The organism is Rhodobacter capsulatus, assembly GCF_052363175.1.
In the GTDB taxonomy this organism is placed as follows: Bacteria; Pseudomonadota; Alphaproteobacteria; order Rhodobacterales; family Rhodobacteraceae; genus Rhodobacter; species Rhodobacter capsulatus_D.
Genome location: NZ_CP198946.1, coordinates 189,829 through 214,355 on the forward strand (window position 1 = coordinate 189,829; position 24,527 = coordinate 214,355).

Consider the following 24,527-nt stretch of genomic DNA (forward strand, 5'->3'; position numbering starts at 1 on the left):
AGTGAAGAAGAACGTGCTTATCATCGGTGCCGGTGGCGTCGCGCAGGTGGTTGCCCACAAATGCGCGCAACACAACGACATTCTGGGTGACCTGCACATCGCATCGCGCACCACAGCGAAATGCGACGCCATCATCGCCTCGGTGCACGAGAAGAACGCGATGAAGGTGCAAGGCACGTTCGAGGCGCATGCCGTCGATGCGATGGACACGGCGGCGGTCGCGGCATTGATCCGCAAGACCGGTGTGCAGATCGTCATCAACGTCGGTTCGTCCTTCGTCAACATGACGGTGTTGCAAGCCTGCATCGAGACCGGGGTGGCCTATATGGACACGGCGATCCACGAAGATCCGAAGAAGATCTGCGAAGCGCCGCCGTGGTATGGCAACTACGAATGGCAACGCCGCGAGGCCTGCAAGGCCGCCGGTGTCACCGCGATCCTGGGCGTCGGCTTCGATCCGGGCGTGGTGAACGCCTATGTGCGGCTTGCCGAAGAAGAATATCTCGACACGATCGAAAGCGTCGACATCGTCGACATCAACGCCGGCAGCCACGGCCGCTGGTTCGCGACGAACTTCGACCCCGAGATCAACTTCCGCGAATTCACCGGCACGGTCTATTCGTGGCAGAAGGGCGCGTGGCAGACGAACACGATGTTCGAAGTCGGTAAGGAATGGGATCTGCCCGTCGTCGGCACGCAGAAAGCTTACCTCACCGGCCATGACGAGGTGCATTCGCTGTCCGCCCGCTATCCGCAGGCGGATGTGCGCTTCTGGATGGGCTTCGGCGATCACTACATCAACGTCTTCACCGTGCTGAAGAATCTGGGCCTGCTCTCGGAAAAGCCGGTGAAAACCGCAGAAGGGCTGGAGGTGATCCCGCTCAAGGTGGTGAAAGCCGTGCTGCCCGATCCGGCCAGCCTCGCGCCCGATTATACGGGCAAGACCTGCATCGGCGACGTGATCCGCGGCACGAAGGATGGCAAACCGGCCGAGGTCTTCATCTACAACGTCGCCGACCACAAGGAAGCCTACGAGGAAGTCGGTTCGCAGGGCATTTCCTACACCGCGGGCGTGCCGCCGGTCGCCGCCGCGATCCTGATCGCCAAGGGCATCTGGGATGTGGGCCAGATGGCCAATGTCGAAGAGCTGCCGCCGCGGCCCTTCCTCGAACTTCTGGGCGAGATGGGCCTGCCGAACCGGGTCATCGACGCCAGCGGGCAAGATCGCCCGATCTGAGGCCCCGACCAGAGAGCAACGACCCCGGGCCGGATCGGCCCGGGGTTCTGCTTTCCCCCCTTGGCCCCTTGAGATACGGGCGAAAACCCACTAGACCCGCGCGAAACCGCATCCTCGGAGGCTCCTCATGTCTGCTCCCAAGAAAGTTGTGCTTGCCTATTCGGGCGGCCTTGACACCTCGATCATCCTCAAATGGCTGCAGACCGAATACGGCTGCGAGGTCATCACCTTCACCGCCGATCTGGGGCAGGGCGAAGAGCTGGAACCGGCCCGCGCCAAGGCCGAGCTGATGGGGATCAAAAAGGAAAACATCCACATCGTCGACGTGCGCGAGGAATTCGTGCGCGACTTCGTCTTCCCGATGTTCCGGGCGAATGCTCTGTACGAGGGGCTTTACCTGCTCGGCACATCGATCGCGCGGCCGCTGATCTCGAAACATCTGGTCGAGATCGCGCAGCGTCACGGCGCCGATGCGGTGGCGCATGGCGCGACCGGCAAGGGCAACGATCAGGTGCGCTTCGAGCTGTCGGCCGCGGCGCTCGATCCGTCGATCCGGGTGATCGCGCCGTGGCGGCTCTGGGATCTGACCTCGCGCACCAAACTTCTGGAATTCGCCGAAGCGAACCAGATCCCGATCGCGAAAGACAAGCGCGGCGAGGCACCGTTCTCGGTCGATGCGAACCTTCTGCACACCTCGTCGGAAGGCCGCGTGCTGGAAGATCCGGCGCAGGAATTCCCGGAATATGTCCTGCAGCGCGTCGTGCCGGTGGAACAGGCCCCAGATCAGGCCGAGATGGTCGAGATCACCTTCGAGAAGGGCGATGCCGTCGCGATCAATGGCGAGCGCATGTCGCCCGCGACGATCCTCGCGACGCTGAACGAGATCGGCGGCAAGCATGGCGTCGGCGTGCTCGATCTGGTGGAAAACCGCTTCGTCGGCATGAAGTCGCGTGGCGTCTATGAAACTCCCGGCGGCACGATCCTCTTGGAAGCGCACCGCGGCATCGAGCAGATCACGCTCGACGCGGGCGCCGGCCACCTGAAAGACAGCATCATGCCGCGCTATGCTGAGCTGATCTACAACGGCTTCTGGTACAGCCCCGAGCGCGAGGCGCTGCAGGCGCTGATCGACAAGACGCAGGAGCATGTGACCGGCACCGTTCGGGTCAAGCTTTACAAGGGCAAGGCCTCGACCGTCGCGCGCTGGTCGGATCACAGCCTTTACAGCGAAAAGCACGTCACCTTCGAGGAAGACGCGGGCGCCTACGATCAAAAGGATGCGGCCGGCTTCATTCGTCTGAACGCGCTGCGGCTGCGCCTGATCGCCACCCGCAACGCCCGGGTGGAAAAGAAGTGACGGCAAAGGTTGCCATCGTCACCGTCTCCGACCGCGCGAGCCGCGGCGAATACGAGGACAAGGGCGGACCGGGCTGCGAAGACTGGCTGAGGGGTGTCGTCACGACACCCCTTTCCATTTCCCGCGTGATCATCCCCGACGGCCGCGCGAGCGTCGCCGACTGCCTGAAGGATCTGGTGTCCCAGGGCATGGATCTGATCCTTGTCACCGGTGGCACCGGCCCGGCCCCGCGCGATGAAACGCCCGAAGGCGCGGCCGAGGTGATCGAAAAGGAACTTGCCGGTTTCGGCGAGGAAATGCGACGGGCGAGCCTGCAGGAAGTGCCGACGGCGATCCTGTCGCGCCAGACCGCGGGGATTGCGGGCAAGAGCCTGATCATCACCCTGCCGGGCAATCCGCGCGCGATTGCGACCTGCCTGAATGCGGTCTTTGCGGCGGTGCCCTATTGCCTCGATCTGATTGGCGCTGGCCATATCGACACCGATCCGGCGAAGATCGCGGCCTTCCGTCCGAAGACGAAGTAAAAGGGTAAGCCTCCGCCGAGTGCCGCTGTCAGGCAGCCTTGACTTCGGTTTTTTCGAGCGGCTTCCAATGCCACGGCAGCAATTCGGGCAGGCGCGAGAGCGGCAGGTCCGAGATCCTGGCGATGACGTCGGCGAGCCAGGCTTGCGGGGCGATCCCGTTCAGCTTGGCGGTGCCGATCAGGGAATACATGAAGGCCGCGCGCTGCCCGCCGCGCTCGGAACCGGCGAAGAGCCAGGATTTGCGGCCAAGCGCGACACCGCGCAGGGAGCGTTCCGCCGCGTTGTTGGTGAGGCAGACCCGGCCATCGTCAAGGAACCGGGTGAAGCCGGGCCAATGATCGGGCGAGAGCAGATAATCGATGGCCTTGGCGACTTTGGCGTGCTTCGAGATCTGCGCGCGTTGCGCCCGAAGCCAGAGTTCCAGGGCCGCGACCAGCGCGGCGGAGCGCGCCTTGCGGGCTTCCAGACGGGCGGCGGGGTCGAGGCCGGAGATCTCGCGCTCGATGTCGAAGAGGGCATCGATGCGTTTCACCGCCTCGAAGGCGATCGGCGAGATTTCCCGGGCATCCTTGCCCTTGCGGATGTTCCCCTCGACATCAGCCAGTTCGAAGAACGTGGCGACCGCGCGTGGCTCCAGCACAGAGCGGGAAGAACCGGCCCGGGCTTGCGATCGCCGCGGTAGAGGTCGTTGTAACCGGCATAGGCATCGGCTTGCAGGATGCCCTGCCAGCCTTCCAGATGCTCGGTCGGATGCGCGCCGCCCCGATCACGCGAGAAGCGGAAGATCACCGCTGGCGGCGCGGTGCCGCCGAAGGGGCGGTCGTCGCGCAGATAGGTCCAGAGCCGCGCCGTCTTCGTGCCGCCGCGGGCCAAGAGCGGTACGGTGGTGTCATCGCCGTGCAGGCGTTCGGCCGCCAGGACATGCGCCGCGATCAGATCATGGAGCGGCTTGAGCAGCTCGGCCACGGCCCCGACCTGATCGGCGAGGGTCGAGAGGCTGAGGTCGACGCCCTCGCGGGCATACCGCTCGGCCTGCCGGTTCAACGGTTGATGCTGGCCCTTGCGCCATTGTCGCTCGGACCAATGGCGCGCCAATGGCTCATTTCGAACACGATCATCGCCAGCAGGCTCGGCCCAGCCCAACCGCGCGACGTCGGATGGAACGGCGCCGGGGCTTGCGAGATCTTCTCACAGTCGCGGCAGGTGAACTTTTCCCGGACGGTCTGGATCACCTTCCACTGCCGGGGGAGTTCGCGCCGGTCCGCGCAGCGGCAAAGCGTCCAGTGGACGCTTTGAGGCAAGAACGGGCGGAGCCCATCGAGGGTCTCGGTGATATCCTCGCCCATCTTCACGATGCGGTCCGAGCTGCAACAGCTGCAGCTGGTCGGCGCTTCGATCACCACCCGCTCGCGCGGCAGATGCTCGGGGAAGGGTTTGCGCACCGGCTTCTTGCGGTCGAAAGCCGCGACCTTCGTGGTCTTTTCGGCTCGGGCCGCATCCTCGGCGGTGTCGGTCACCAGCTCCTCGAGCTGCAATTCCAACTGATCGATCAGCCTGGTCGTGCGTTCCGCGCTGTGACCATAGTGCTCGCGCTTGAGCAGCGCGATCTCGAGCTTCAGGCCCGCGATCATCGCCTCCGAGGTCGAAACCACCGCGCGCGCCTGCGCCAGTTCAGCCTTGGTGGCCGCCAGCTCGGCGCGGAGTTTTTCGAGTTCTGAGACGGGATCGGACATGGCCGCTTCTACCATGAACGACCATGTAAGCCAACAAATACAGGCGTTTCCGCTGCCTCAGCCCATCTTCTTCGGCCGCTGTGTCCAGCGCGGATTGCGCCAGTCATTCGTCGGGGAAACGGTCCCCCGGACCGTTTCCTGATCCTCCTCATCGTCCAGAAGATAGCCGAGCTGAGCTGCCGATATCGCAACGGCCGCGCCCGTGGCGCTCGACGGCCAGACGAATTTACCCGCCTCAAGGCGCTTGGCGTAAAGCGAAACGCCAATCCCGTCGAACCACAAGAGCTTCACCACATCCGCCTTGCGCCCGCGAAAGCAGAAGATCTCGCCACTGTGCGGATCGCGGCCGAGGCCCTGCTGGATCTTCAGCGCGAGGCTGTTCATGCCGCACCGCATGTCGGTGACGCCACCGGCGATCCAGACCCGCGTGCCCGCCGGAAAGGCGATCATGCCCGCTCCAGGATCTGCACGAACCGCATCAGCACACCCGCGTCGACATCCGGCGGCACGATCACCCGCCGCCCATTCGAAAGCGCGATCTCGATCGGACCCGACGTGACTGCGGTGGAAACCGCTGGGGCAATCCCCTCCGGAAACAACTCGACGGCCCGAAACGCGGGAACCTCCCCGCCCAACTCGCCGCGCTGATACTGCCGTCGCCATTGGTAAAGCCCCGACAATGCAATGCCATACCGGCGCGCCGTCGCCCGCGCGAGCTTCGGGCCGGAAAGGCTTTCTTCGACTATTCGGATCTTCTCCGCGAGGCTGAAACGACGGCGACGCCCCGTGTTCGTCACGTCCAGAATTTGCAGCATGTCATGCACCGTCCATAAGCAGCTCAATATAGACGGTCCACTAACCCCGCACCCGCGTCACTCAAAGACGGCCCTCGCCGCAGGCTTACGTAAAAGGGGGCGCTGCCCCCTCTTTGCCTGTCGGCAAATTCACCCCCGAGATATTTGGAGCAAGATAAAGGAGCCTGTTTTTATCTTGCACCAAATATCTCGGGGGTCTGGGGGCAGAGCCCCCAGCCGTTTCGATCTGGTCTTAACGTTTCACGCAGGCGGCGGCGTAGTTCACGCTGAGGTCGCGCGACGAAAGCGACCAGCTCCAGCCCAGCGGATTGAACACCATCCCCTTGCGGTCGATCGGGTCCACACCCGCCTTGCGCATCAGATCGTAAAGCTCGTCGGGCGTGACGAATTTCGACCAGTCATGCGTGCCGACCGGCAGCCAGCGCATCACCCGCTCGGCGCCGAAGATCGCCATGACATAGCTTTTCGGGTTGCGGTTCAGCGTCGACATGATCATCAGCCCGCCCGATTTCAGCAAGTTGGCGCAGGTGTCGGTGAAGCCCTGCGTGTCCGAGACATGCTCGATGATCTCCATCGCCAGCACGACATCGAAGCGTTCGCCAGCGGCCGCCAGATCCTCGGCGGCGCAGTTGCGGTAGTCGATCGTCAGGCCGGATTGTTCCGCATGAAGCTTCGCCACCGGGATATTTTTCGGGGCCGCATCGGCGCCGACAACGGTTGCCCCGAGCCGCGCCATCGGTTCCGCCAGCAACCCGCCGCCGCAGCCGATGTCGAGAAGGCGCAGCCCCTCGAAGGGCTTCGGGGCGCGCAGATCCCGTCCGAATTGCGCCGCGATTTGCGTGGTGATGTAGTCCAGACGGCAGGGGTTGAGCATGTGCAGCGGCTTGAACTTGCCGTTCGGATCCCACCATTCGGCGGCCATCGCCTCGAATTTCGCCACCTCGGCGGGGTCGATTGTCTTCGTTGCGGTTTCCATGCCATCCTCCGGTCAACTTTTCGGTCAGCCCCATGGCGGGGGCGTTTGAGGCGTTATATAGTGCAGTGATGGACAAGAACGCAGGGCAAAAGCGCACGGCAAGTGCCTTTCTCTATCCGCCGGTCGAACCTTTCGATCAGCGGATGATCGATGTCGGCTTTGGTCACCACATCTATGTCGAGCAGGCGGGCAATCCGCGCGGCCAGCCGGTCGTGGTCTGCCACGGCGGGCCGGGCGGCGGCTGCAGCCCCGCGATGCGGCGCTATTTCGACCCGGCGCATTATCGCATCGTGCTTTTCGACCAGCGCGGCTGCGGGCTCTCGAAACCGCATGCCTCGGTCGGGCACAACACCACCTGGGATCTGATCGCCGACATGGAGCGGATCCGCACCGAGCTTGGCATCAACACCTGGATCGTCTTTGGCGGCAGCTGGGGGGCGACGCTGAGCCTGCTTTACGCCCAGACCTACCCGGACCGGGTGCAGGCGCTGGTGCTGCGCGGCGTGTTCCTCGCGCTGAAATCGGAACTCGACTGGTTCTATGGCGGCGGCGCGGGGCAGTTCTTCCCCGACCTCTGGACGCAGTTCATCGCACCGATCCCCGAGGGTGAACGCGGCGATCTGATCGCGGCCTATCACAAGCGGCTCTTTTCTGGCGATTACCTGCAGGAAGCCCGCTTTGCCCGGCATTGGGCGATGTGGGAAAATGCGCTCGCTTCGGTCGATTATGATGGCTTCCCGGGCGAATCGCCGCCCGATTACGCCCATGCCTTCGCGCGGCTGGAAAACCACTTCTTCATGAACCGCGCCTTCCTTGAAGTCGACGGACAGATCCTGCGCGACCGGCATCTGATCGAGCATATCCCGACGACGATCGTGCAGGGACGGATGGACATGATCTGCCCGCCGATCTCGGCTTGGCGGCTGGCGCATGGCTGGAAGAAGTGCGAGCTGCGCCTGATCCCCGCCGCGGGCCATGCGCTGAGCGAGCCCGGGATCACCGCCGACCTTGTCGCGGTGATGGACCGGATGAAGGCCTGATCCGAGAGAAAGCTTGCAACACATGGGCGATTCGCCTATACGCAATGCAACAGCGGCGTTTCAGGGTCCAAACCTGAAGCCCACCGGATCCATGTGACGGGCCGCTCGGGCCCGTTTTTTGTTTTCAGGGATCGGAATGACCGACCTCATCGCCAAGACCGGTATCGACCGGCGTCTCGCCGACATCGTCGGCCCCACCATCGAAGGCCTCGGCTTCGAGCTGGTCCGTATCCGCATGCAGGGCGGGCGTCACCCGCTGTTGCAGATCATGGCCGACCGCCCCGAGGGCGGCATCGACGTTGACGATTGCGGCGCGATCTCGACCGCCGTTTCCGCCGTGCTCGATGTCGAAGACCCGATCGAGGAAAAATACACGCTGGAAGTGTCCTCCCCCGGGATCGACCGTCCGCTGACCCGGATGAAGGATTTCGACGTCTGGGAAGGCTATGAAGCGCGCATCGAGACCGACGAACAGATCGACGGCCGCAAGCGCTTCAAGGGCATCCTGCGCGGCACCGAAGACGACGAGGTTCTGATCGAAATCGAGAACCAGGGCGAACAGGTCACCATCGGCCTGAAGTTCGACTGGCTTTCGGATGCGAAACTGATCCTGACCGACGAGCTGATCGCCGAGATGCTGCGCCAGCGCAAGGCCGCGGGCATCATCGACGAAGACCAGTTCGACGAGATCCAAACCGAAGACGACGACCAGACTTCCCCCGACGAGGAGACCTGAGAGATGGCAATCACCTCTGCCAACCAGCTCGAGCTTTTGCAGACCGCCGAGGCGGTTGCCCGCGAGAAGATGATCGACCCCGACCTGGTCATTCAGGCGATGGAAGACAGTCTCGCCCGGGCGGCGAAGTCGCGTTATGGCGCCGAGATGGACATCCGTGTCAGCATCGACCGCAAGACCGGCCGGGCCCGGTTCACCCGCGTGCGCACCGTGGTCGAAGATGATGCCGTCGAGAATTATCAGGCGCAGCTGACCGTCGCGCAGGCGAAGCAATACAAGACCGCGCCGCAGATCGGCGACGAGATCGTGGACGAGGTTCCCCCGGTCGATCTGGGTCGGATCGCGGCGCAATCGGCGAAACAGGTGATCTTGCAGAAGGTCCGCGAGGCCGAGCGCGATCGTCAGTTCGACGAATTCAAGGATCGCAAGGGCACGATCATCAACGGCGTCGTCAAGCGCGAGGAATACGGCAACATCATCGTCGACATCGGTCGCGGCGAGGCCATCCTGCGCCGCAACGAAAAGATCGGCCGCGAAAGCTATCGCCCGAACGACCGCATCCGCGCCTATGTGAAGGACGTCCGCCGCGAAACCCGCGGCCCGCAAGTCTTCCTGAGCCGCACCGATCCGCAGTTCATGGCCGAGCTCTTCAAGATGGAAGTGCCGGAAATCTATGACGGCATCATCGAGATCAAGGCCGTGGCCCGTGATCCGGGCTCGCGCGCGAAGATCGCCGTGATCTCGAACGACAATTCGATCGACCCGGTCGGCGCTTGCGTCGGTATGCGCGGCTCGCGCGTGCAGGCCGTCGTGGGCGAGCTGCAGGGCGAAAAGATCGACATCATTCCGTGGAACGCCGATGCGGCCACTTTCCTTGTGAACGCGCTGCAACCGGCCGAAGTCGCGAAGGTCGTGATCGACGAGGAAGCGGGCAAGATCGAAGTGGTGGTGCCGGACGAGCAGCTTTCGCTCGCCATTGGTCGTCGCGGCCAGAACGTGCGTCTGGCCTCGCAGTTGACCGGCCTCGACATCGACATCCTGACCGAGGCCGAGGAATCGTCCCGCCGTCAGGCCGAATTCGCCGAGCGCACCAAGCTCTTTGTCGATGCGCTGGATCTGGACGAATTCTTCGCCCAGCTGCTGGTCGCTGAAGGCTTCACCAACCTTGAAGAAGTCGCCTACGTCGATCTGGATGAACTCCTCTCGATCGAAGGCGTCGATGACGGCACCGCTTCGGAACTGCAGGCCCGCGCCCGCGATTATATCGAGGCGCAGAACGCCAAGGCGATCGCCGCCGCCAAGGAACTGGGCGTCGAGGACTCGCTCTTCGACTTCGACGGCCTGACCCCGCAGATGATCGAGGCTCTGGCCAAGGACGACGTCAAGACGCTGGAAGATTTCGCCACCTGCGCCGACTGGGAACTGGCTGGCGGCTGGACCACGGTGAATGGCGCCCGCGTCAAGGATGAAGGCATTCTCGAGAAGTTCGGCATGAGCCTCGAGGACGCGCAGAAGCTGATCATGACGGCGCGCATCCAGCTGGGCTGGGTCGATCCTTCGGAACTTGAAGCCGAAGACGCGACCGAAGAAGACGACGAAGAAGAAACCGAGGAATGAGATGAGCCGCGGCGGCAAAGACAAAGACAGCGAAGATCCGGAACGGCGCTGCATCGTCACGGGCGATGTCGGGCCGAAGACCGGGTTGGTGCGCTTTGTCCTTGGCCCCGATGGCATGATCTACCCGGATCTGGCCGAAAAGCTTCCCGGTCGGGGCATCTGGGTGACGTCGGACCGCGACGTTCTTGAAAAGGCAGTCGCCAAGGGGCTCTTTGCCCGCGCCGCAAGGTCGCAGGTGAAGCTGCCCGAAGACCTGTGCAAGATCGTCGAACAAGGTCTGGCGCAGCGGGTGGTGGAACTGGTATCCTTGAGCCGAAAGACCGGCCATGCCGTCTGCGGCTTTGAAAAGGTCAAGGGTTGGCTGGCCGATGGCAAGGCCAAGGTGTTGTTTCAGGCCTCGGACGGATCGGATCGCGGCAAGGGCAAGCTCTGGACACCGCCCGGCGGGCGCTGGTTTGGCTGCCTGACGGCCTCGGAAATGGGTTTGGCTTTTGGCCGCGACCATGCCATACACGGCGCGCTTGCGGCTGGGGGACTCACCCCGCGTGTAATCAGAGAAGCGGCAAGGCTTGCAGGTTTGCGCAAGCAGGACGGCGGCGATACCGCCATGAAGGATACGAAGACGGCATGAGCGATACGGACGGCAAAAAACCCCTCGGTCTTGGCGGCGCCCGCCCCGGTTCGGTGAAGCAGAGCTTCAGCCACGGACGCACGAAAAATGTGGTGGTCGAAACCAAGCGCAAGAAGGTGGTTGTGCCGAAACCCGGTGCAGCCCCGGCCAAGCCCTCGGGGTCGCCCGCACTGGGCGATCCGTCGCGTCGTCCCGCGGGCATCTCGGATGCCGAGATGGAACGCCGCCTGAGGGCGCTGCAGGCCGCCAAAATCCGCGAGGTCGAAGAGGCCGCGCAACGCGCCGCCGATGAAAAGGCCCGCGAAGAAGAACGCGAACGCCGCCGCGCCGAGGCCGAGGCCAAGGAACGCGAAGAGCGCGAACGCGAAGAAGCCCTGCGGCTGAAGGCCGAGGAAGAAGAGCGCAAGGCCCGCGAGGCCGAACTGCGTGCGCAGAAAAAGGAAGAGGTCCGGGCGAAACCGGCGCCGAAACCGGCTCCGGCCGATCCGGCTGCGGCCGAGGCTGCAGCGGCGCGCGCCGCGACCAAGGGTGTTTCGGCGACCGGTCCACGCAAGACCGACCGCGACCGCGACGATCGCAACGCCACGCCGGACCGCAATGCGAAAGCTGCCAAGGGCGGTGACGAAGGCCGCCGGGCTGGCAAGCTGTCGCTGAGCGACATCGAAGGCGAAGGTGGGCGTCAACGCTCGCTCGCCGCGATGAAGCGCAAGCAGGAAAAGGCGCGTCAAAAGGCGATGGGCTTCGGCCAGAAAGCCGAAAAGATGGTCCGCGACGTGCAGTTGCCGGAAACCATCGTGGTGTCCGAACTGGCGATCCGGATGGCCGAACGGGCTGCCGACGTGATCAAGGCGCTGATGAAGATGGGCATGATGGTCACGGCCAACCAGGCCATCGACGCCGACACCGCGGAACTGATCATCGAGGAATTCGGCCACCGTGCCGTGCGCGTTTCGGACGCGGACGTGGAACAGGTGATCGACACCGTCGAGGACAAGGCCGAAGACCTGCAATCGCGTCCGCCGATCATCACGATCATGGGCCACGTCGACCACGGCAAGACCTCGCTTCTGGACGCCATCCGCCACGCCAACGTGGTGTCGGGCGAAGCGGGCGGGATCACCCAGCACATCGGCGCCTATCAGGTGACGACGGATTCGGGGGCGGTTCTGACCTTCCTCGACACCCCCGGCCACGCCGCCTTCACCTCGATGCGCGCCCGTGGTGCGCAGGTGACGGATATCGTCGTGCTCGTGGTCGCTGCCGATGACGCAGTGATGCCGCAGACGGTCGAGGCGATCAACCACGCCAAGGCCGCCAAGGTGCCGATGATTGTTGCGATCAACAAGATCGACAAGCATTCGGCCAATCCGCAGAAAGTGCGGACCGATCTGCTGCAACACGAAGTCGTCGTCGAAGAGATGGGCGGCGAGGTGCAGACGGTCGAGGTTTCGGCGAAGACCGGTCTGGGTCTCGACAAGCTGCTCGAAGCGATCGCGCTGCAGGCCGAGATCCTCGAGCTGCGCGCCAACCCCGGCCGTGCGGCGCAGGGTGCGGTGATCGAAGCGAAACTCGACGTTGGCCGTGGCCCGGTGGCGACGGTTCTGGTGCAGCACGGCACGCTGAAGCGCGGCGACATCTTCGTCGTCGGCGAGCAGTGGGGCAAGGTGCGCGCGCTGATCAACGACAAGGGCGAGCGCGTCGATGAAGCCGGTCCCTCGGTTCCGGTCGAGGTGCTGGGTCTGAACGGCACGCCGGAAGCCGGTGACGTGCTGAACGTCGTCGAAACCGAAGCGCAAGCGCGTGAAATCGCGGATTACCGCGAGAAAGCCGCCAAGGACAAACGCGCCGCTGCGGGCGCCGCGACGACGCTCGAACAGCTCATGGCGAAAGCCAAGGCGGACGAGAACGTTTCGGAACTGCCGGTGCTGGTCAAGGCCGACGTGCAGGGCTCGGCGGAAGCCATCGCCCAGGCGCTGGAAAAGATCGGCAACGACGAGGTCCGCGTGCGCGTGCTGCATTCGGGCGTTGGCGCGATCACCGAAAGCGACGTCGGTCTGGCCGAAGCTTCGGGCGCGCCGGTGATCGGCTTCAACGTCCGGGCCAATGCGCCCGCGCGTGCCGCCGCGAACCAGAAGGGCGTCGAGATCCGCTACTACTCGATCATCTACGATCTGGTGGACGACATCAAAGCGGCCGCCTCGGGCCTGCTCAAGAACGAGGTCCGCGAGAACTTCATCGGCTATGCCGCGATCAAGGAAGTCTTCAAGGTTTCCGGCGTCGGCAAGGTCGCTGGCTGCCTTGTCACCGAAGGTGTGGCACGGCGCTCGGCCGGTGTGCGCCTGCTGCGCGACAACGTGGTGATCCACGAAGGCACGCTGAAGACGCTCAAGCGCTTCAAGGACGAGGTCAAGGAAGTGCAATCCGGTCAGGAATGCGGCATGGCCTTTGAAAACTACGACGACGTCCGCGCGGGCGATGTCATCGAAATCTTCGAGCGCGAGGAGGTCGAGCGCAAGCTCTGACCTTTGTCGCCGCGGCGTGAACATTGAAAAGGGGGGCGAAAGCCCCCCTTTTGAATTCCGTGAGTGGTCTGTGGTTGGCGGATCAGGCGTTGTTGCGCATCACGGGCTTGCCCGCGAAAAGCCTATCCCCAACACGGACAACGATTTTTCCGTTGTCGAGCTGCGATTCGAACGTTCCCTGCACGGAGACGCAGCTGCCGACGACGATGGTGCGAAGCATGAGACATCCTCCCTAGAAATCTCGATTACACCTTCAGCTTAGTCACGATTACTTAACAAAGTGCAAACGAAAAAATACTCTGGAGGTATCTTTTGGATAGTTTTATTGCCGCACGTGGCGCGTTGGCGCAGGAAAGTTTCTGCACTGCAGGAATTTTCGCTGCATCTGCGTGATCAAAGCCAGTCCTGAAGCACCGGAATGAGCGGTTCGTCGGCGGGCGGCATCGGGTAGTCGCGCAGTTTCGCGGGCGCGACCCAGGCCAGCTTCTGCCCTTCCCGCGGTTGCGGCGTGCCCGACCAACGGCGGCAGGCAAAGAGCGGCATCAGCAGATGAAACGTCTCGTAGCTGTGGCTGGCAAAGGTCAGCGGCGCCAGACAGCTGCCCCAGGTGTCGATGCCGAGTTCCTCGTGCAGCTCGCGGATCAGCGCGGCTTCGGGGGTTTCGCCTGGTTCGACCTTGCCGCCCGGAAACTCCCAGAGCCCGGCCAGCGACTTGCCTTCCGGGCGCTGCGCGAGCAGCACCCGGCCGTCGGTATCGATCAGCGCCACCGCGCTGACCAGAACCACCCGCGCCGTGGTCAGCGCGGGCGACGGACCACAGGGCGAGGTCACGAGCGGTAATCCGCGTTGATGTCGATGTAGCGATGCGTCAGGTCGCAGGTGAAGACGGATTTCGCCGCCTTGCCCAGCCCCAGATCGATGCCGATCACCAGCTCCTGCCCCTTCATATAGGCCGAAGCGGCTTCTTCGGAATAATCCGGCACGCGCCAGCCATTCTCGGCCAGAACCATGTCGCCGAAGGAAATCCGCAGCTTGTCGCGATCGGCCTTGGCGCCCGACTTGCCGACGGCCGCCACGACCCGACCCCAGTTCGCATCCTCCCCCGCGATCGCGGTCTTCACCAGCGGCGAATTCGCCACCGCCATCGCGACCTTGTGCGCATCATCGGCATTGGCGGCGCCGCTCACCCGGATCTCGACGAATTTCGTCGCGCCTTCGCCGTCGCGGACAACTTGCTGCGCCAGATCAAGCATCACCCCGCGCAGCGCGGCTTCGAAATCCTTCGCGGCGCGCGAGCGCAGATCGGTGATCTCGGCCGCAGCGGACCGACCGGTGGCGGCCAGGATCAACGCATCCGAGGTCGAGGTGTCGCTGTCCACCGTGATCGCGTTGAACGTGTCGTCGACGTGCCGCGACAGCATTTTCTGCAGCAGTTTCGACGGGATCTTCGCATCGGTGAACAGATAGACCAGCATCGTCGCCATGTTCGGCGCGATCATCCCCGAACCCTTGGCGATGCCCGCGATGCGGATCAGACCACCGTCGCCCTGCACCTCGGCGCAGGCGCCCTTGGGAAAGGTGTCGGTGGTCATGATCGCCCGTGCGGCGGCCTCCATGCCTGCCGGGTCGAGCGCGGCGACAAGGCCGGGGACGGCGGCAACGATGCGTTCATGCGGCAGCGGTTCACCGATCACCCCGGTGGACGACGAGAAGACGCGGTTGATCGGCAGATCAAGCGCCTCGGCCACGGCGCCGGTCACGGCATCGACCGAGGCCTGCCCGGCGGCGCCAGTGAAGGCATTGGCATTGCCAGAGTTCACGACGATCGCGGCGCCCGTGCTTTCATCCGCCATCCCGGCCAGTTTCGCCTGACAGTCGAGCACGCAGGCCGCCCGGGTCGTGGAGGTGGTGAACACCCCCGCAATCGTCGATCCGGGCGCGATCTGCGCCAGCATCACGTCGGTCCGGCCCGCATAGCGCACGCCCGCGGCGGCGGCGGCAAAGGACACGCCCTCGATCACCGGCAGCGCCGGGAAAGCGGCGGGGGCGAGGGGCGAGACCGGGTTCTTGGCTTTCGCGGGGGCGGCGGTTTCGCTGGCCGCAGCCGCGGCTGCGGCGGCCGCTTCGGCCACGCCTTCGCGCAACGCCGAGGCGACTTCCGTCACCTCGTCACGCAGCATCGCCACGGCATCCTCGGTGATCTCGCCCAGCTGCGAGCGCAGATCCTTCACCTTGGATTTCAGCTTCTCGATCTTTTCTTCGAGTTCGCGTTTCTTCGCCATCGTCCTCTCCCCTCAGTCCGGTGGTCTTATTTTTCGCCGAAGAAGTTCGGCGCCTTCAGCACGGCCGGGTCGATCCCGTCGATGTGTTTTTCGACCTTGGCCTTGGCCACGGTGTCCGTCACCCGATCCTGCACGGCCTTCTGGCGCAGATCGCCCGACAGCTCGGCGGTGGCTTCTTCCAGCGTCGGCGCCGCGGCCAGACGGCTTTCCATCAGCTTGATCACGTGCCAGCCATATTCGGTCTGCACCGGGCCCTTGACCTCGCCCGGCTTCATCGCCGCCACGGCTTCGGCAAAGGGCGGGACCATTGCGGAGAGGTCGAACCAGCCCAGATCGCCGCCATTCGCCGCCGCGCCATCCTTCGATTTCGCCTTGGCTTCCTCGGCGAAATCGGCGCCGCCGTCGATCTCGGCCTTGATCTTCTTCGCCTCTTCTTCGGTCGGCACGATGATATGGGCGGCGTGATATTGGCGGCTCGGCTCGGCCTTGGCGAACTTCGTGTCATAAGCGGCCTTCAGCTTCTCGGGCGTCACCGCGCGGTCGGCGGTATAGTCGAGCAGCATTCCGGCCAGATAGGCGCGCCGTTCGACTTCGAGCGCGATCTCGTCGCGGTGGGTCATCATGCCTTCGCCGACCTTCGCCAGCGCGGTCTGCTGAACCAGCTGATCCAGAACGCCATTGAACAGCACCTGATCGGGCAGTTGCTGATATTCCGCGGGCAGGCTGTTGCGGACATTGACCATCATGCCCAGCGTGATTTCGGTGCCGTCGACGGTGGCAACGACCGTATCCGGGCTCGGCATCTTGGCCGGTTTGGCGGCGTCTTCGGCCAGCGTCGGCGCGGCCAGAAGTGCCATGACGGCCACGGAACCCAGAACTCGTGTGAAAATCGGCATCAAAGCCTCTCCCGCAGGGCCGCGGCACCCCGCGGCGTTGACACTCGGACGGCAGCCCCTTACATCGCCAAGGGTCCTGTGAAGGCCGTTTCGCCCTTATCCGCTTGCCGTTCTACGGGTGCGCGACGGGTGCGACAAGACCGCATTTCACACGATTTGGTCAGACGAACCCGCGGAGAAAAAATGCTGGGCCTCGGTTACATTGGAAGAAAGCTCTTCGGCACGCCCAACGACCGCAAGGTCAAGCGGACGCGCCCGCTGGTGGCGAAGATCAACGCGCTTGAGCCAGCGTTCGAAAAGTTCTCCGATGCCGAGATCGTGGCCAAGACCCGCGAGCTGCAAAAGCGCGCGCAATCGGGGGAGGATCTTGACGCTCTTCTCGTCGAAGCCTTTGCAAACTGCCGCGAAGCTGCACGCCGGGCGCTTGGCCTGCGCGCCTTCGACACCCAGCTGATGGGCGGGATCTTCCTGCATCAGGGGAACATTTCGGAAATGAAGACCGGCGAGGGCAAGACCCTTGTCGCCACCTTCCCGGCCTATCTGAACGCGCTGGCGGGCAAGGGCGTGCATATCGTCACGGTGAACGATTACCTCGCCAAGCGGGACTCGGAATGGATGGGCAAGGTCTATCGCCATCTGGGCCTGACCTGCGGCGTCGTCTATCCGTTCCAGTCCGATGATGAGAAGCGTGCCGCCTATGCCGCCGACATCACCTATGCGACGAACAACGAGCTTGGCTTCGATTATCTGCGCGACAACATGAAATCCTCGGTCGCCGAGATGTATCAGCGCGATCACTTCTTCGCCATCGTCGACGAGGTGGACAGCATCCTGATCGACGAAGCGCGGACGCCGCTGATCATTTCCGGCCCGTCGCAGGATCGCTCGGACATGTATCGCACGCTCGACGCCTATATCCCGTTCCTGACCGAAGAGCATTACAAGCTCGACGAAAAGCAGCGCAACGCGACCTTCACCGAAGAGGGCAACGAGTTTCTGGAACAGAAGCTGCAGGCCGATGGTCTGCTGCCCGAGGGCCAGTCGCTTTATGACCCGGAAAGCACGACGATCGTGCACCACATCGGGCAGGCTTTGCGGGCGCACAAGCTGTTCTTCAAGGATCAGAACTATGTCGTGGCCGATGACGAGATCGTGCTGATCGACGAATTCACCGGTCGGATGATGAAGGGCCGCCGTCTGTCGGACGGTCTGCATCAGGCGATCGAGGCGAAGGAACGGGTGACGATCCAGCCCGAGAACGTCACGCTGGCTTCGGTGACCTTCCAGAACTACTTCCGCCTCTACGAGAAACTGGCGGGCATGACCGGCACTGCTGTGACCGAGGCCGAGGAATTCGGCGACATCTATAAGCTCGGTGTGGTCGAAGTGCCGACCAACCGCCCGGTTGCCCGGAAGGACGAGCATGACCGCGTCTATCGCACCGCGCGGGAAAAATACGCCGCGGTGATCGAGGCGATCAAGACCTCGCATGAAAAGGGCCAACCGACGCTGGTCGGCACCACCTCGATCGAGAAATCCGAGATGCTCTCGGAGATGCTCAAGGCCGAAGGTCTGCCGCATAACGTTCTGAACGCGCGTCAGCACGAGCAGGAAGCGAAGATCGTGGCCGACGCGGGCCGTCTGGGCGCGATCACCATCGCGACCAACATGGCTGGCCGCGGCACCGACATTCAGCTCGGCGGCAACGTCGAGATGAAGGTACTCGAAGAGATCGCCGCCAATCCCGAGGCCGCGCCCGAAGAGGTCCGCGCCCGGATCGAGGCGGAACACGCCGACGAAAAGCAGAAGGTGATCGAGGCTGGTGGCCTCTTCGTTCTGGCCACCGAACGCCACGAAAGCCGTCGCATCGACAACCAGCTGCGCGGTCGCTCGGGCCGTCAGGGCGACCCCGGCCGCTCGCTGTTCTTCCTGTCGCTCGAAGATGACCTGATGCGCATTTTCGGTTCGGACCGGCTCGAAGGCGTGCTGTCGAAACTGGGCATGAAGGAAGGCGAGGCGATCATCCACCCCTGGGTGAACAAGTCGCTGGAACGCGCCCAGGCCAAGGTCGAGGGCCGCAACTTCGACTGGCGCAAGCAGCTTCTGAAATTCGACGACGTGATGAACGACCAGCGCAAGGCGGTGTTCAGCCAGCGCCGCGAGATCATGGAAACCGAAGAGATTTCCGAGATCGTCGCCGACATGCGCCAGCAGGTGATCGACGATCTGATCGACGATTACGCGCCGCCGAAAAGCTATGTCGATCAATGGGATGTCGAAGGCATGCGCGAAGCCTTCATTGAGCATACCGGGGTTGATCTGCCGCTGGCGCAATGGGCTGCCGAAGAAGGCGTCGATCAGGTCGAGCTGGCGCAGCGCGTGACCGCGGCGCTGGATGCGGTGATGGAGCAGAAGGCGCAGGCTTTCGGTGGCGACACGATGCGGGTGATCGAAAAGCAGATCCTTTTGCAGACGATCGACACGAAATGGCGCGAGCATCTGGTGACGCTCGAACATCTGCGCTCGGTCGTGGGCTTCCGCGGCTATGCGCAGCGCGATCCGCTGTCGGAATACAAGACCGAGTCCTTCCAGCTGTTCGAAAGCATGCTCGACAGCCTGCGCTACGAGGTGACGAAGCGCCTTGGTCAGATCCGCCCGATGAGCGAAGAGGAACGCGCCGAGATGCTGCGTCAGCAGGCGGCCGCCCTTGCCGCTGCCGAGGCGACCGTGGCGGCCCCGGCCGAGGTTTCGACCCCCGCGCCGCAGCCCGCACTTGCGATTGCCGCTGCCGCTCCGGGCTTTGTCGAATCGGACCCCACGACCTGGGGTGAGCCTTCGCGCAATGATCCCTGCCCCTGCGGCTCGGGCGAGAAGTTCAAGCACTGCCACGGCCGTCTGGTCTGACGCAATTGCGGAAAAATCATGGCGGCGGCGCGGAGGAGATCCGCGCCGCCGTTTTTTATCGTGCTGATTTTCCGTGAATTTCTGGCGATCTTCTGGCAGTGGGTGCGTTTCCAGTTTGGAAACCATGCCCCAGTCTGGCCCAAGCTTTGCCGAGATGCTTCGTTAACCTTCTGGCAAGAAGTCAGGAGGCGACGGAGATGAAACCGCTGCACAAGATCGCGCTTGTTTGCACCACCTTCATTCTGGCTGCGGCCACGGGCCATGTGATGCAGAACTCGGCCCGTTTCGGTCTGACCTCGGATCAAGTGTCACCGCCGATGGCCGGTACGCCGCAATCGCCCGCCGAACCGGTGGCGCTTGCTGCGGAGCCGGAGGTGCATGTGGCGCAGGTGCCGGGTCTGACCGCGCCTGCGCCGCGCCTGCAGGTCGTCGAGACCGACACGGTCACGCTGCCACAAGACGATCCCGCCCCCGCGACTGGTTTCGCGAAACCTGCCTGTGCGGCGCCGACGCTCTCGGTGGCATCGGCGCCTTCGGCTTCGGTCCAGCTGACGCTGGAGGCCCCCTGTCTCTCGGGGCAATGGGCCACGATCCGGCACGAGGGGCTGACGCTGCCGATCCGGCTTTCGACAAACGGCGATTGGAGCGGCCTTGTTCCGGCGATGGCGCCCGAGGCCCGGCTGAGCGTTGCGCTTCCCGATGGCACGCAGCTGAACGCGGTGCAGGCGGTGACAGGGCTTGCCAATCTGAACCGCTATGTTCTGAGCGCCGAAGGCCCGGCCGCCTTGCAGCTGCATGGTTATGAATATGGTTCCGGTGCAGGCGGCGAGGGCGACGTGAGTGCCGCGATGCCCCGCACGGCCGATACACCGCTGGGTGGCTGGATGGCGGTCTTTGATGACCCTGAGGCCGGGACGCAGGTGCAGATCTATTCCGCCCCCGCCGAGATGGCCGACATCCGGCTGCAGGCCGAGGCCGAGATCACGCCGCAAAGCTGCGGCAAGGATCTGCGCGCGCAGGCGCAGCGTCTGCTGAAAGGCTCGGCTGAGGCTCCGGCGCCGATCACGCTGGCGATGCCCGACTGCGGCGATGGAGAGGGCGCGGTGGTGATGGCGCTGCCGGATTTCCCGCTCAATGTGGCGGCGAATTAAAGCAGTCCCTCAGCCCGGAAGCTGAGTTCGCGGCCCTTGCCGATCACCAGATGGTCGTGCAGCACCAGCCCCAGCGCTTCGGCGGCGTGGCGGATCTGCGCGGTCATCGCGATATCGGCGGACGAGGGCGTCGGATCGCCCGACGGGTGATTGTGCACGAGGATCAGCGCCGAGGCATCCAGTTCCAAGGCCCGCTTCACCACCTCGCGCGGATAGACGGGCACATGATCGACCGTGCCGCGCGCCTGTTCCTCATCGGCAATCAGCAGGTTCTTGCGGTCGAGATAGAGCACCCGGAACTGCTCGGTCGGGCGATGCGCCATGGCGGTGTGGCAATAGTCGAGCAGTGCCTGCCACGAGGACAGCACCGGCCGTTGCAGCACCCGCGACCGGGCCAGCCGTTGCGCGGCCGCCTCGACGATCTTCAACTCCTGCACCACGGCTGCGCCCACCCCCGTGACCTCGGTCAGACGGGCCTGTGGCGCGGCCAGCACATGGCCGAAGCTGCCGAAGACCTCAAGCAGCCGCCGCGCGAGTGGCTTCACATCCTGACGGGGCAGGGCGCGAAACAGGATCAGCTCCAGCAACTCGTAATCGGGCATGGCCTCGGCGCCGCCCGCCAAGAACCGGTCCCGCAGGCGCTTGCGGTGATCGGTGATGTAAGAGGGCAGCCGGTCGGAGGAGAGAGATACCGGCTGCGCCTCATCAGGGTCGCCAAACAGCGTCGGCCCTTCGTCGAAACTGGAGGAACGGCTCTTCATGCCCTCAGCTTGCCTTGACGTGGTAAATAAACGGTTAACGCTTTTCCTGGCCCAAATACGCAAAAGGGCGCCCGCAGGCGCCCTCTTTTCGGTCTGATCGGAAAGTCAGCCCTTCATGCCATCCCAGAAGCTTTTCACCTTCTGGAAGAACGACGCCCCTTCGGGGTTGTTCTCGGCCTGAATGCGCTGGAACTCGTCCAGCAGTTCCTTTTGCCGTGCGGTCAGGTTCACCGGCGTTTCGACGGCCAGTTCGATCACCATGTCGCCGATGCCGCCGCCACGCAGGGCGGGCATCCCCTTGCCGCGCAGACGCATCTGCCGACCGGACTGGCTGCCCACCGGCACCTTGACCTTGGACCGGCCACCGTCGATCGTCGGCACCTCGACCTCGCCGCCGAGCGCGGCCGAAACCATGCTCACCGGCACCCGGCAGAACAGGTTCACCCCGTCGCGCTGGAAGATCGCGTGCTCGCGCACTTCGATGAAGATATAGAGATCCCCCGAAGGCCCGCCGCGCATCCCGGCTTCGCCCTCGCCCGCCAGACGGATCCGCGTGCCCGTTTCCACCCCGGCCGGAATGTTGACGGACAGGGTGCGTTCCTTCTCGATCCGGCCCGAACCGTGGCAGACGCGGCAGGGGTTCTTCACCACCTGACCTTGCCCGCCACAGGTGGGGCAGGTGCGTTCGACGGTGAAAAAGCCGTTCTGCGCCCGCACCTTGCCCAGACCCGAACAGGTCGGACAGGTTTGCGGTTCCGCGCCACCCTCGGCCCCCGTGCCATTGCACGAGCCGCAAGCGGCCGAGCCCGGAACGGTGATTGTCTTCTGCGCGCCCTTGTAAGCCTCTTCGAGCGTCACCCGCATGTTGTAGCGCAGGTCCGAGCCGCGCGTCGCCCGCGACCGGCCGCCACCACCCGGGCCACGCCCGCCCATGAAGTCGCCGAACAGATCCTCGAACACATCCGAGAAGGCCGAGGAGAAATCCGCGCCCTGACCATAAGGCCCGCGCGGCCCGCCGCCGCCCATGCCGCCCTCGAAAGCCGCGTGACCATAGCGGTCATAGGCGGCTTTCTTGTCGCCATCCTTCAGCACGTCATAGGCTTCGTTCACTTCCTTGAACTGGGCCTCGGCCTGCGGATTGTCCTGATTGCGGTCGGGGTGCAGTTCCTTCGCCTTGCTGCGATAGGCCTTCTTGATCTCCTCGGCCGAGGCGCCCTTGGACACCCCCAGAACCTCGTAGAAATCACGCTTCGCCATTGGAAAGCCCCACTGCGAGAACACGGAAGCGAGCCCCATGACGGGGCCCGCTCCTCAGGTTCCGGCGCTTACTTGCGCTTGTTTTCACCCATGTCCTCGAAGTCGGCGTCGACGATATCGTCGTCGACCGACCGCGGGCTGTCGTCGTCATCCGACGCGGCGCCACCCTCGCTCGACGCCTGCGCCTTGTAGATCGCTTCGCCCAGCTTCATCGCGGCATCGGTCAGGTTCTGCACCGCGCCCTTGATCTTGCCCGGGTCTTCCGACTTCAGCGATTCTTCCAGCGCGTTGCAGGCCAGTTCGATCATCTCGACGGTCGAGCCATCGACCTTGTCGCCATGCTCTTCCAGCGATTTGCGGGTCGAATGCAGCAGGCTTTCGCCGGTGTTCTTCGCCTCGACCAGTTCCTTGCGCTTCTTGTCGGCTTCGGCATTGGCCTCGGCGTCCTTGATCATCTTTTCGATGTCATCGTCCGACAGACCGCCCGAGGCCTGGATGGTGATCTGCTGTTCCTTGCCGGTGCCCTTGTCCTTGGCCTTGACCGAAACGATGCCGTTCGCGTCGATGTCGAAGGTCACTTCGATCTGCGGCACGCCGCGCGGCGCCGGGGGGATGTTTTCCAGGTTGAACATGCCCAGAATCTTGTTGTCGGCGGCCATTTCCCGCTCGCCCTGGAACACGCGGATCGTCACCGCGTTCTGATTGTCCTCGGCGGTCGAGAAGATCTGGCTCTTCTTCGTCGGGATCGTGGTGTTGCGGTCGATCAGACGGGTGAAGACACCGCCCAGCGTCTCGATGCCGAGCGAAAGGGGGGTGACGTCCAGCAGCACGACGTCTTTCACGTCGCCTTGCAGCACGCCCGCTTGAATCGCGGCGCCAAGGGCCACGACTTCATCCGGGTTCACGCCCTTGTGGGGTTCCTTGCCAAAGAACTTCGTCACTTCTTCCACAACGCGCGGCATCCGGGTCATCCCGCCGACAAGGACGACTTCGTCGATCTCGTCCTTCGACACGCCGGCATCCTTCAGCGCCGCGGCGCAGGGCTTGAGCGAGGCCTTGATCAGGTCATCGACGAGGCTTTCCAGTTTCGCGCGGGTCAGCTTCATCACCATGTGCAGCGGCACGCCGGTCGCCGCGTTCATCGAGATGAACGGCTGGTTGATTTCGGTCTGGCTGGCCGAGGACAGTTCGATCTTCGCCTTTTCAGCCGCTTCCTTCAGCCGCTGCAGCGCCATCTTGTCCTTGGTCAGATCGACGCCATGCTCCTTGCGGAACTCGTCGGCCAGATAGTTGACGATGCGCATGTCGAAGTCTTCACCGCCAAGGAACGTGTCCCCGTTGGTCGATTTCACTTCGAAAAGGCCGTCGTCGATTTCAAGGATCGTGATGTCGAAGGTGCCGCCGCCAAGGTCATAGACCGCGATCGTCTTGCTGTCCTTCTTGTCGAGGCCGTAAGCCAGCGCCGCCGCCGTCGGTTCGTTGATGATGCGCAGCACTTCCAGACCGGCGATCTTGCCCGCATCCTTGGTGGCCTGACGCTGGGCGTCGTTGAAATAGGCCGGAACGGTGATCACCGCCTGCGTCACGGTCTCGCCCAGATAGCTCTCGGCGGTTTCCTTCATCTTTTGCAGGATCACGGCCGAAACTTGGGCGGGGGAGAATTTCTCGCCGCGCACTTCCACCCAAGCGTCGCCGTTGCCGCCGTCGACGATGGCATAGGGCACCAGTTTCTTGTCCTTTTCCACCTCGGCATCGGTGGTGCGGCGGCCGATCAGGCGCTTGACCGCAAAGACGGTGTTGGTCGGGTTGGTCACGGCTTGCCGCTTGGCGGGCTGGCCGACCAGACGCTCGTTGTCGGTGTAGGCGACGATCGAGGGGGTGGTGCGCGCCCCTTCCGAGTTCTCGATCACGCGGGGTTGAGAGCCGTCCATGATGGCGACGCAGGAGTTGGTCGTCCCAAGGTCGATCCCGATGACTTTGGCCATTTCAATACCTCTTCTTTCGGCGACAGGTGGGGGCGGGTCCCATCAGGCCCCCGGCCCCTATCCCAAGGTTTCCAGACGGTCCGGCGCAGGTGGCCTGCTCCGG

General features: G+C 63.9%; 20 protein-coding genes and 1 pseudogene. 10 read left to right on the forward strand and 11 right to left on the reverse strand.

All coding sequences use genetic code 11. The features are described from left to right. Position 1: 1 nt before the first annotated feature. The 3 genes from ACTTAI_RS01680 (at position 2) to mog (ending at position 3,118) form a co-directional block, all read left to right on the forward strand. Complete coding sequence (locus ACTTAI_RS01680; protein WP_444453789.1) at positions 2-1,237, forward strand: saccharopine dehydrogenase family protein; 1,236 nt, start codon at positions 2-4, stop codon at positions 1,235-1,237. A gap of 127 nt (positions 1,238-1,364) precedes the next feature. Next, complete coding sequence (locus ACTTAI_RS01685; protein WP_444453790.1) at positions 1,365-2,594, forward strand: argininosuccinate synthase; 1,230 nt, start codon at positions 1,365-1,367, stop codon at positions 2,592-2,594. Beyond that, a complete protein-coding gene (gene mog, locus ACTTAI_RS01690) occupies positions 2,591-3,118 on the forward strand; it encodes a molybdopterin adenylyltransferase (protein WP_444453792.1) in 528 nt (175 codons plus the stop codon). The genes ACTTAI_RS01685 and mog overlap by 4 nt, the downstream gene beginning before the upstream one ends. A 28-nt stretch (positions 3,119-3,146) precedes the next feature. Here the strand turns inward: mog and tnpC are convergent. The 4 genes and pseudogenes from tnpC to ubiG all read right to left on the reverse strand — a co-directional run bounded on the left by tnpC (position 3,147) and on the right by ubiG (position 6,642). Then, a pseudogene (gene tnpC, locus ACTTAI_RS01695) lies at positions 3,147-4,851 on the reverse strand (IS66 family transposase). A 57-nt stretch (positions 4,852-4,908) separates the two neighbouring features. Beyond that, the gene (gene tnpB, locus ACTTAI_RS01700) at positions 4,909-5,301 is read right to left on the reverse strand and encodes an IS66 family insertion sequence element accessory protein TnpB (protein WP_444453794.1); all 393 of its coding nucleotides are present in this window, start codon (positions 5,299-5,301) and stop codon (positions 4,909-4,911) included. Continuing rightward, positions 5,298-5,666 (reverse strand): IS66-like element accessory protein TnpA, encoded by a 369-nt coding sequence (gene tnpA / locus ACTTAI_RS01705; RefSeq protein WP_444453796.1) that lies wholly within the window; start codon positions 5,664-5,666, stop codon positions 5,298-5,300. Before tnpA ends, tnpB begins: the two co-directional genes overlap by 4 nt. Positions 5,667-5,898: 232 nt before the next feature. Continuing rightward, positions 5,899-6,642 carry a bifunctional 2-polyprenyl-6-hydroxyphenol methylase/3-demethylubiquinol 3-O-methyltransferase UbiG gene (gene ubiG / locus ACTTAI_RS01710; RefSeq protein WP_444453798.1) on the reverse strand — a complete coding sequence of 248 codons (744 nt, stop codon included), beginning with the start codon at positions 6,640-6,642 and terminating at the stop codon, positions 5,899-5,901. 68 nt (positions 6,643-6,710) lie between these two features. Here ubiG and pip point away from each other — a divergent pair, with 68 nt between their 5' ends. From pip to infB, 5 genes are all read left to right on the forward strand, one after another. Continuing rightward, on the forward strand, positions 6,711-7,682 hold the full coding sequence (gene pip / locus ACTTAI_RS01715) for a prolyl aminopeptidase (protein ID WP_444453800.1): 972 nt from the start codon (positions 6,711-6,713) through the stop codon (positions 7,680-7,682). Between the two features lie 136 nt (positions 7,683-7,818). After that, positions 7,819-8,418: a ribosome maturation factor RimP gene (rimP, locus tag ACTTAI_RS01720; RefSeq protein WP_444453802.1), complete on the forward strand. Its 600-nt coding sequence runs from the start codon at positions 7,819-7,821 to the stop codon at positions 8,416-8,418. Positions 8,419-8,421: 3 nt separating this feature from the next. Next, complete coding sequence (gene nusA, locus ACTTAI_RS01725) at positions 8,422-10,035, forward strand: transcription termination factor NusA (protein WP_444453804.1); 1,614 nt, start codon at positions 8,422-8,424, stop codon at positions 10,033-10,035. Between the two features lies 1 nt (position 10,036). Next, positions 10,037-10,666 (forward strand): RNA-binding protein, encoded by a 630-nt coding sequence (locus ACTTAI_RS01730; protein ID WP_444453805.1) that lies wholly within the window; start codon positions 10,037-10,039, stop codon positions 10,664-10,666. Next, positions 10,663-13,188: a translation initiation factor IF-2 gene (gene infB / locus ACTTAI_RS01735; RefSeq protein WP_444453807.1), complete on the forward strand. Its 2,526-nt coding sequence runs from the start codon at positions 10,663-10,665 to the stop codon at positions 13,186-13,188. Before ACTTAI_RS01730 ends, infB begins: the two co-directional genes overlap by 4 nt. An 82-nt stretch (positions 13,189-13,270) precedes the next feature. Here infB and ACTTAI_RS01740 read toward each other — a convergent pair whose 3' ends face one another. From ACTTAI_RS01740 to ACTTAI_RS01755, 4 genes are all read right to left on the reverse strand, one after another. Continuing rightward, positions 13,271-13,408: a hypothetical protein gene (locus ACTTAI_RS01740; RefSeq protein WP_444453809.1), complete on the reverse strand. Its 138-nt coding sequence runs from the start codon at positions 13,406-13,408 to the stop codon at positions 13,271-13,273. Between the two features lie 173 nt (positions 13,409-13,581). After that, on the reverse strand, positions 13,582-14,019 hold the full coding sequence (locus tag ACTTAI_RS01745) for a (deoxy)nucleoside triphosphate pyrophosphohydrolase (RefSeq protein ID WP_444453811.1): 438 nt from the start codon (positions 14,017-14,019) through the stop codon (positions 13,582-13,584). Beyond that, a complete protein-coding gene (gene argJ, locus ACTTAI_RS01750) occupies positions 14,016-15,368 on the reverse strand; it encodes a bifunctional glutamate N-acetyltransferase/amino-acid acetyltransferase ArgJ (protein WP_444455685.1) in 1,353 nt (450 codons plus the stop codon). Before argJ ends, ACTTAI_RS01745 begins: the two co-directional genes overlap by 4 nt. Positions 15,369-15,496: 128 nt before the next feature. Continuing rightward, a complete protein-coding gene (locus tag ACTTAI_RS01755) occupies positions 15,497-16,366 on the reverse strand; it encodes a peptidylprolyl isomerase (RefSeq protein ID WP_444453813.1) in 870 nt (289 codons plus the stop codon). Positions 16,367-16,549: 183 nt separating this feature from the next. Between ACTTAI_RS01755 and secA the strand changes: the two genes are divergently transcribed. After that, the gene (gene secA / locus ACTTAI_RS01760) at positions 16,550-19,270 is read left to right on the forward strand and encodes a preprotein translocase subunit SecA (RefSeq protein ID WP_444453815.1); all 2,721 of its coding nucleotides are present in this window, start codon (positions 16,550-16,552) and stop codon (positions 19,268-19,270) included. A 197-nt stretch (positions 19,271-19,467) separates the two neighbouring features. Continuing rightward, complete coding sequence (locus ACTTAI_RS01765) at positions 19,468-20,421, forward strand: hypothetical protein (RefSeq protein ID WP_444453817.1); 954 nt, start codon at positions 19,468-19,470, stop codon at positions 20,419-20,421. Here the strand turns inward: ACTTAI_RS01765 and radC are convergent. From radC to dnaK, 3 genes are all read right to left on the reverse strand, one after another. Next, positions 20,418-21,182 carry a RadC family protein gene (gene radC / locus ACTTAI_RS01770; protein WP_444453819.1) on the reverse strand — a complete coding sequence of 255 codons (765 nt, stop codon included), beginning with the start codon at positions 21,180-21,182 and terminating at the stop codon, positions 20,418-20,420. The genes ACTTAI_RS01765 and radC overlap by 4 nt on opposite strands. A 105-nt stretch (positions 21,183-21,287) precedes the next feature. Beyond that, positions 21,288-22,439: a molecular chaperone DnaJ gene (dnaJ, locus tag ACTTAI_RS01775; protein WP_444453821.1), complete on the reverse strand. Its 1,152-nt coding sequence runs from the start codon at positions 22,437-22,439 to the stop codon at positions 21,288-21,290. A 68-nt stretch (positions 22,440-22,507) separates the two neighbouring features. Then, positions 22,508-24,424 (reverse strand): molecular chaperone DnaK, encoded by a 1,917-nt coding sequence (gene dnaK, locus ACTTAI_RS01780; protein ID WP_444453823.1) that lies wholly within the window; start codon positions 24,422-24,424, stop codon positions 22,508-22,510. Positions 24,425-24,527: the final 103 nt, after the last annotated feature.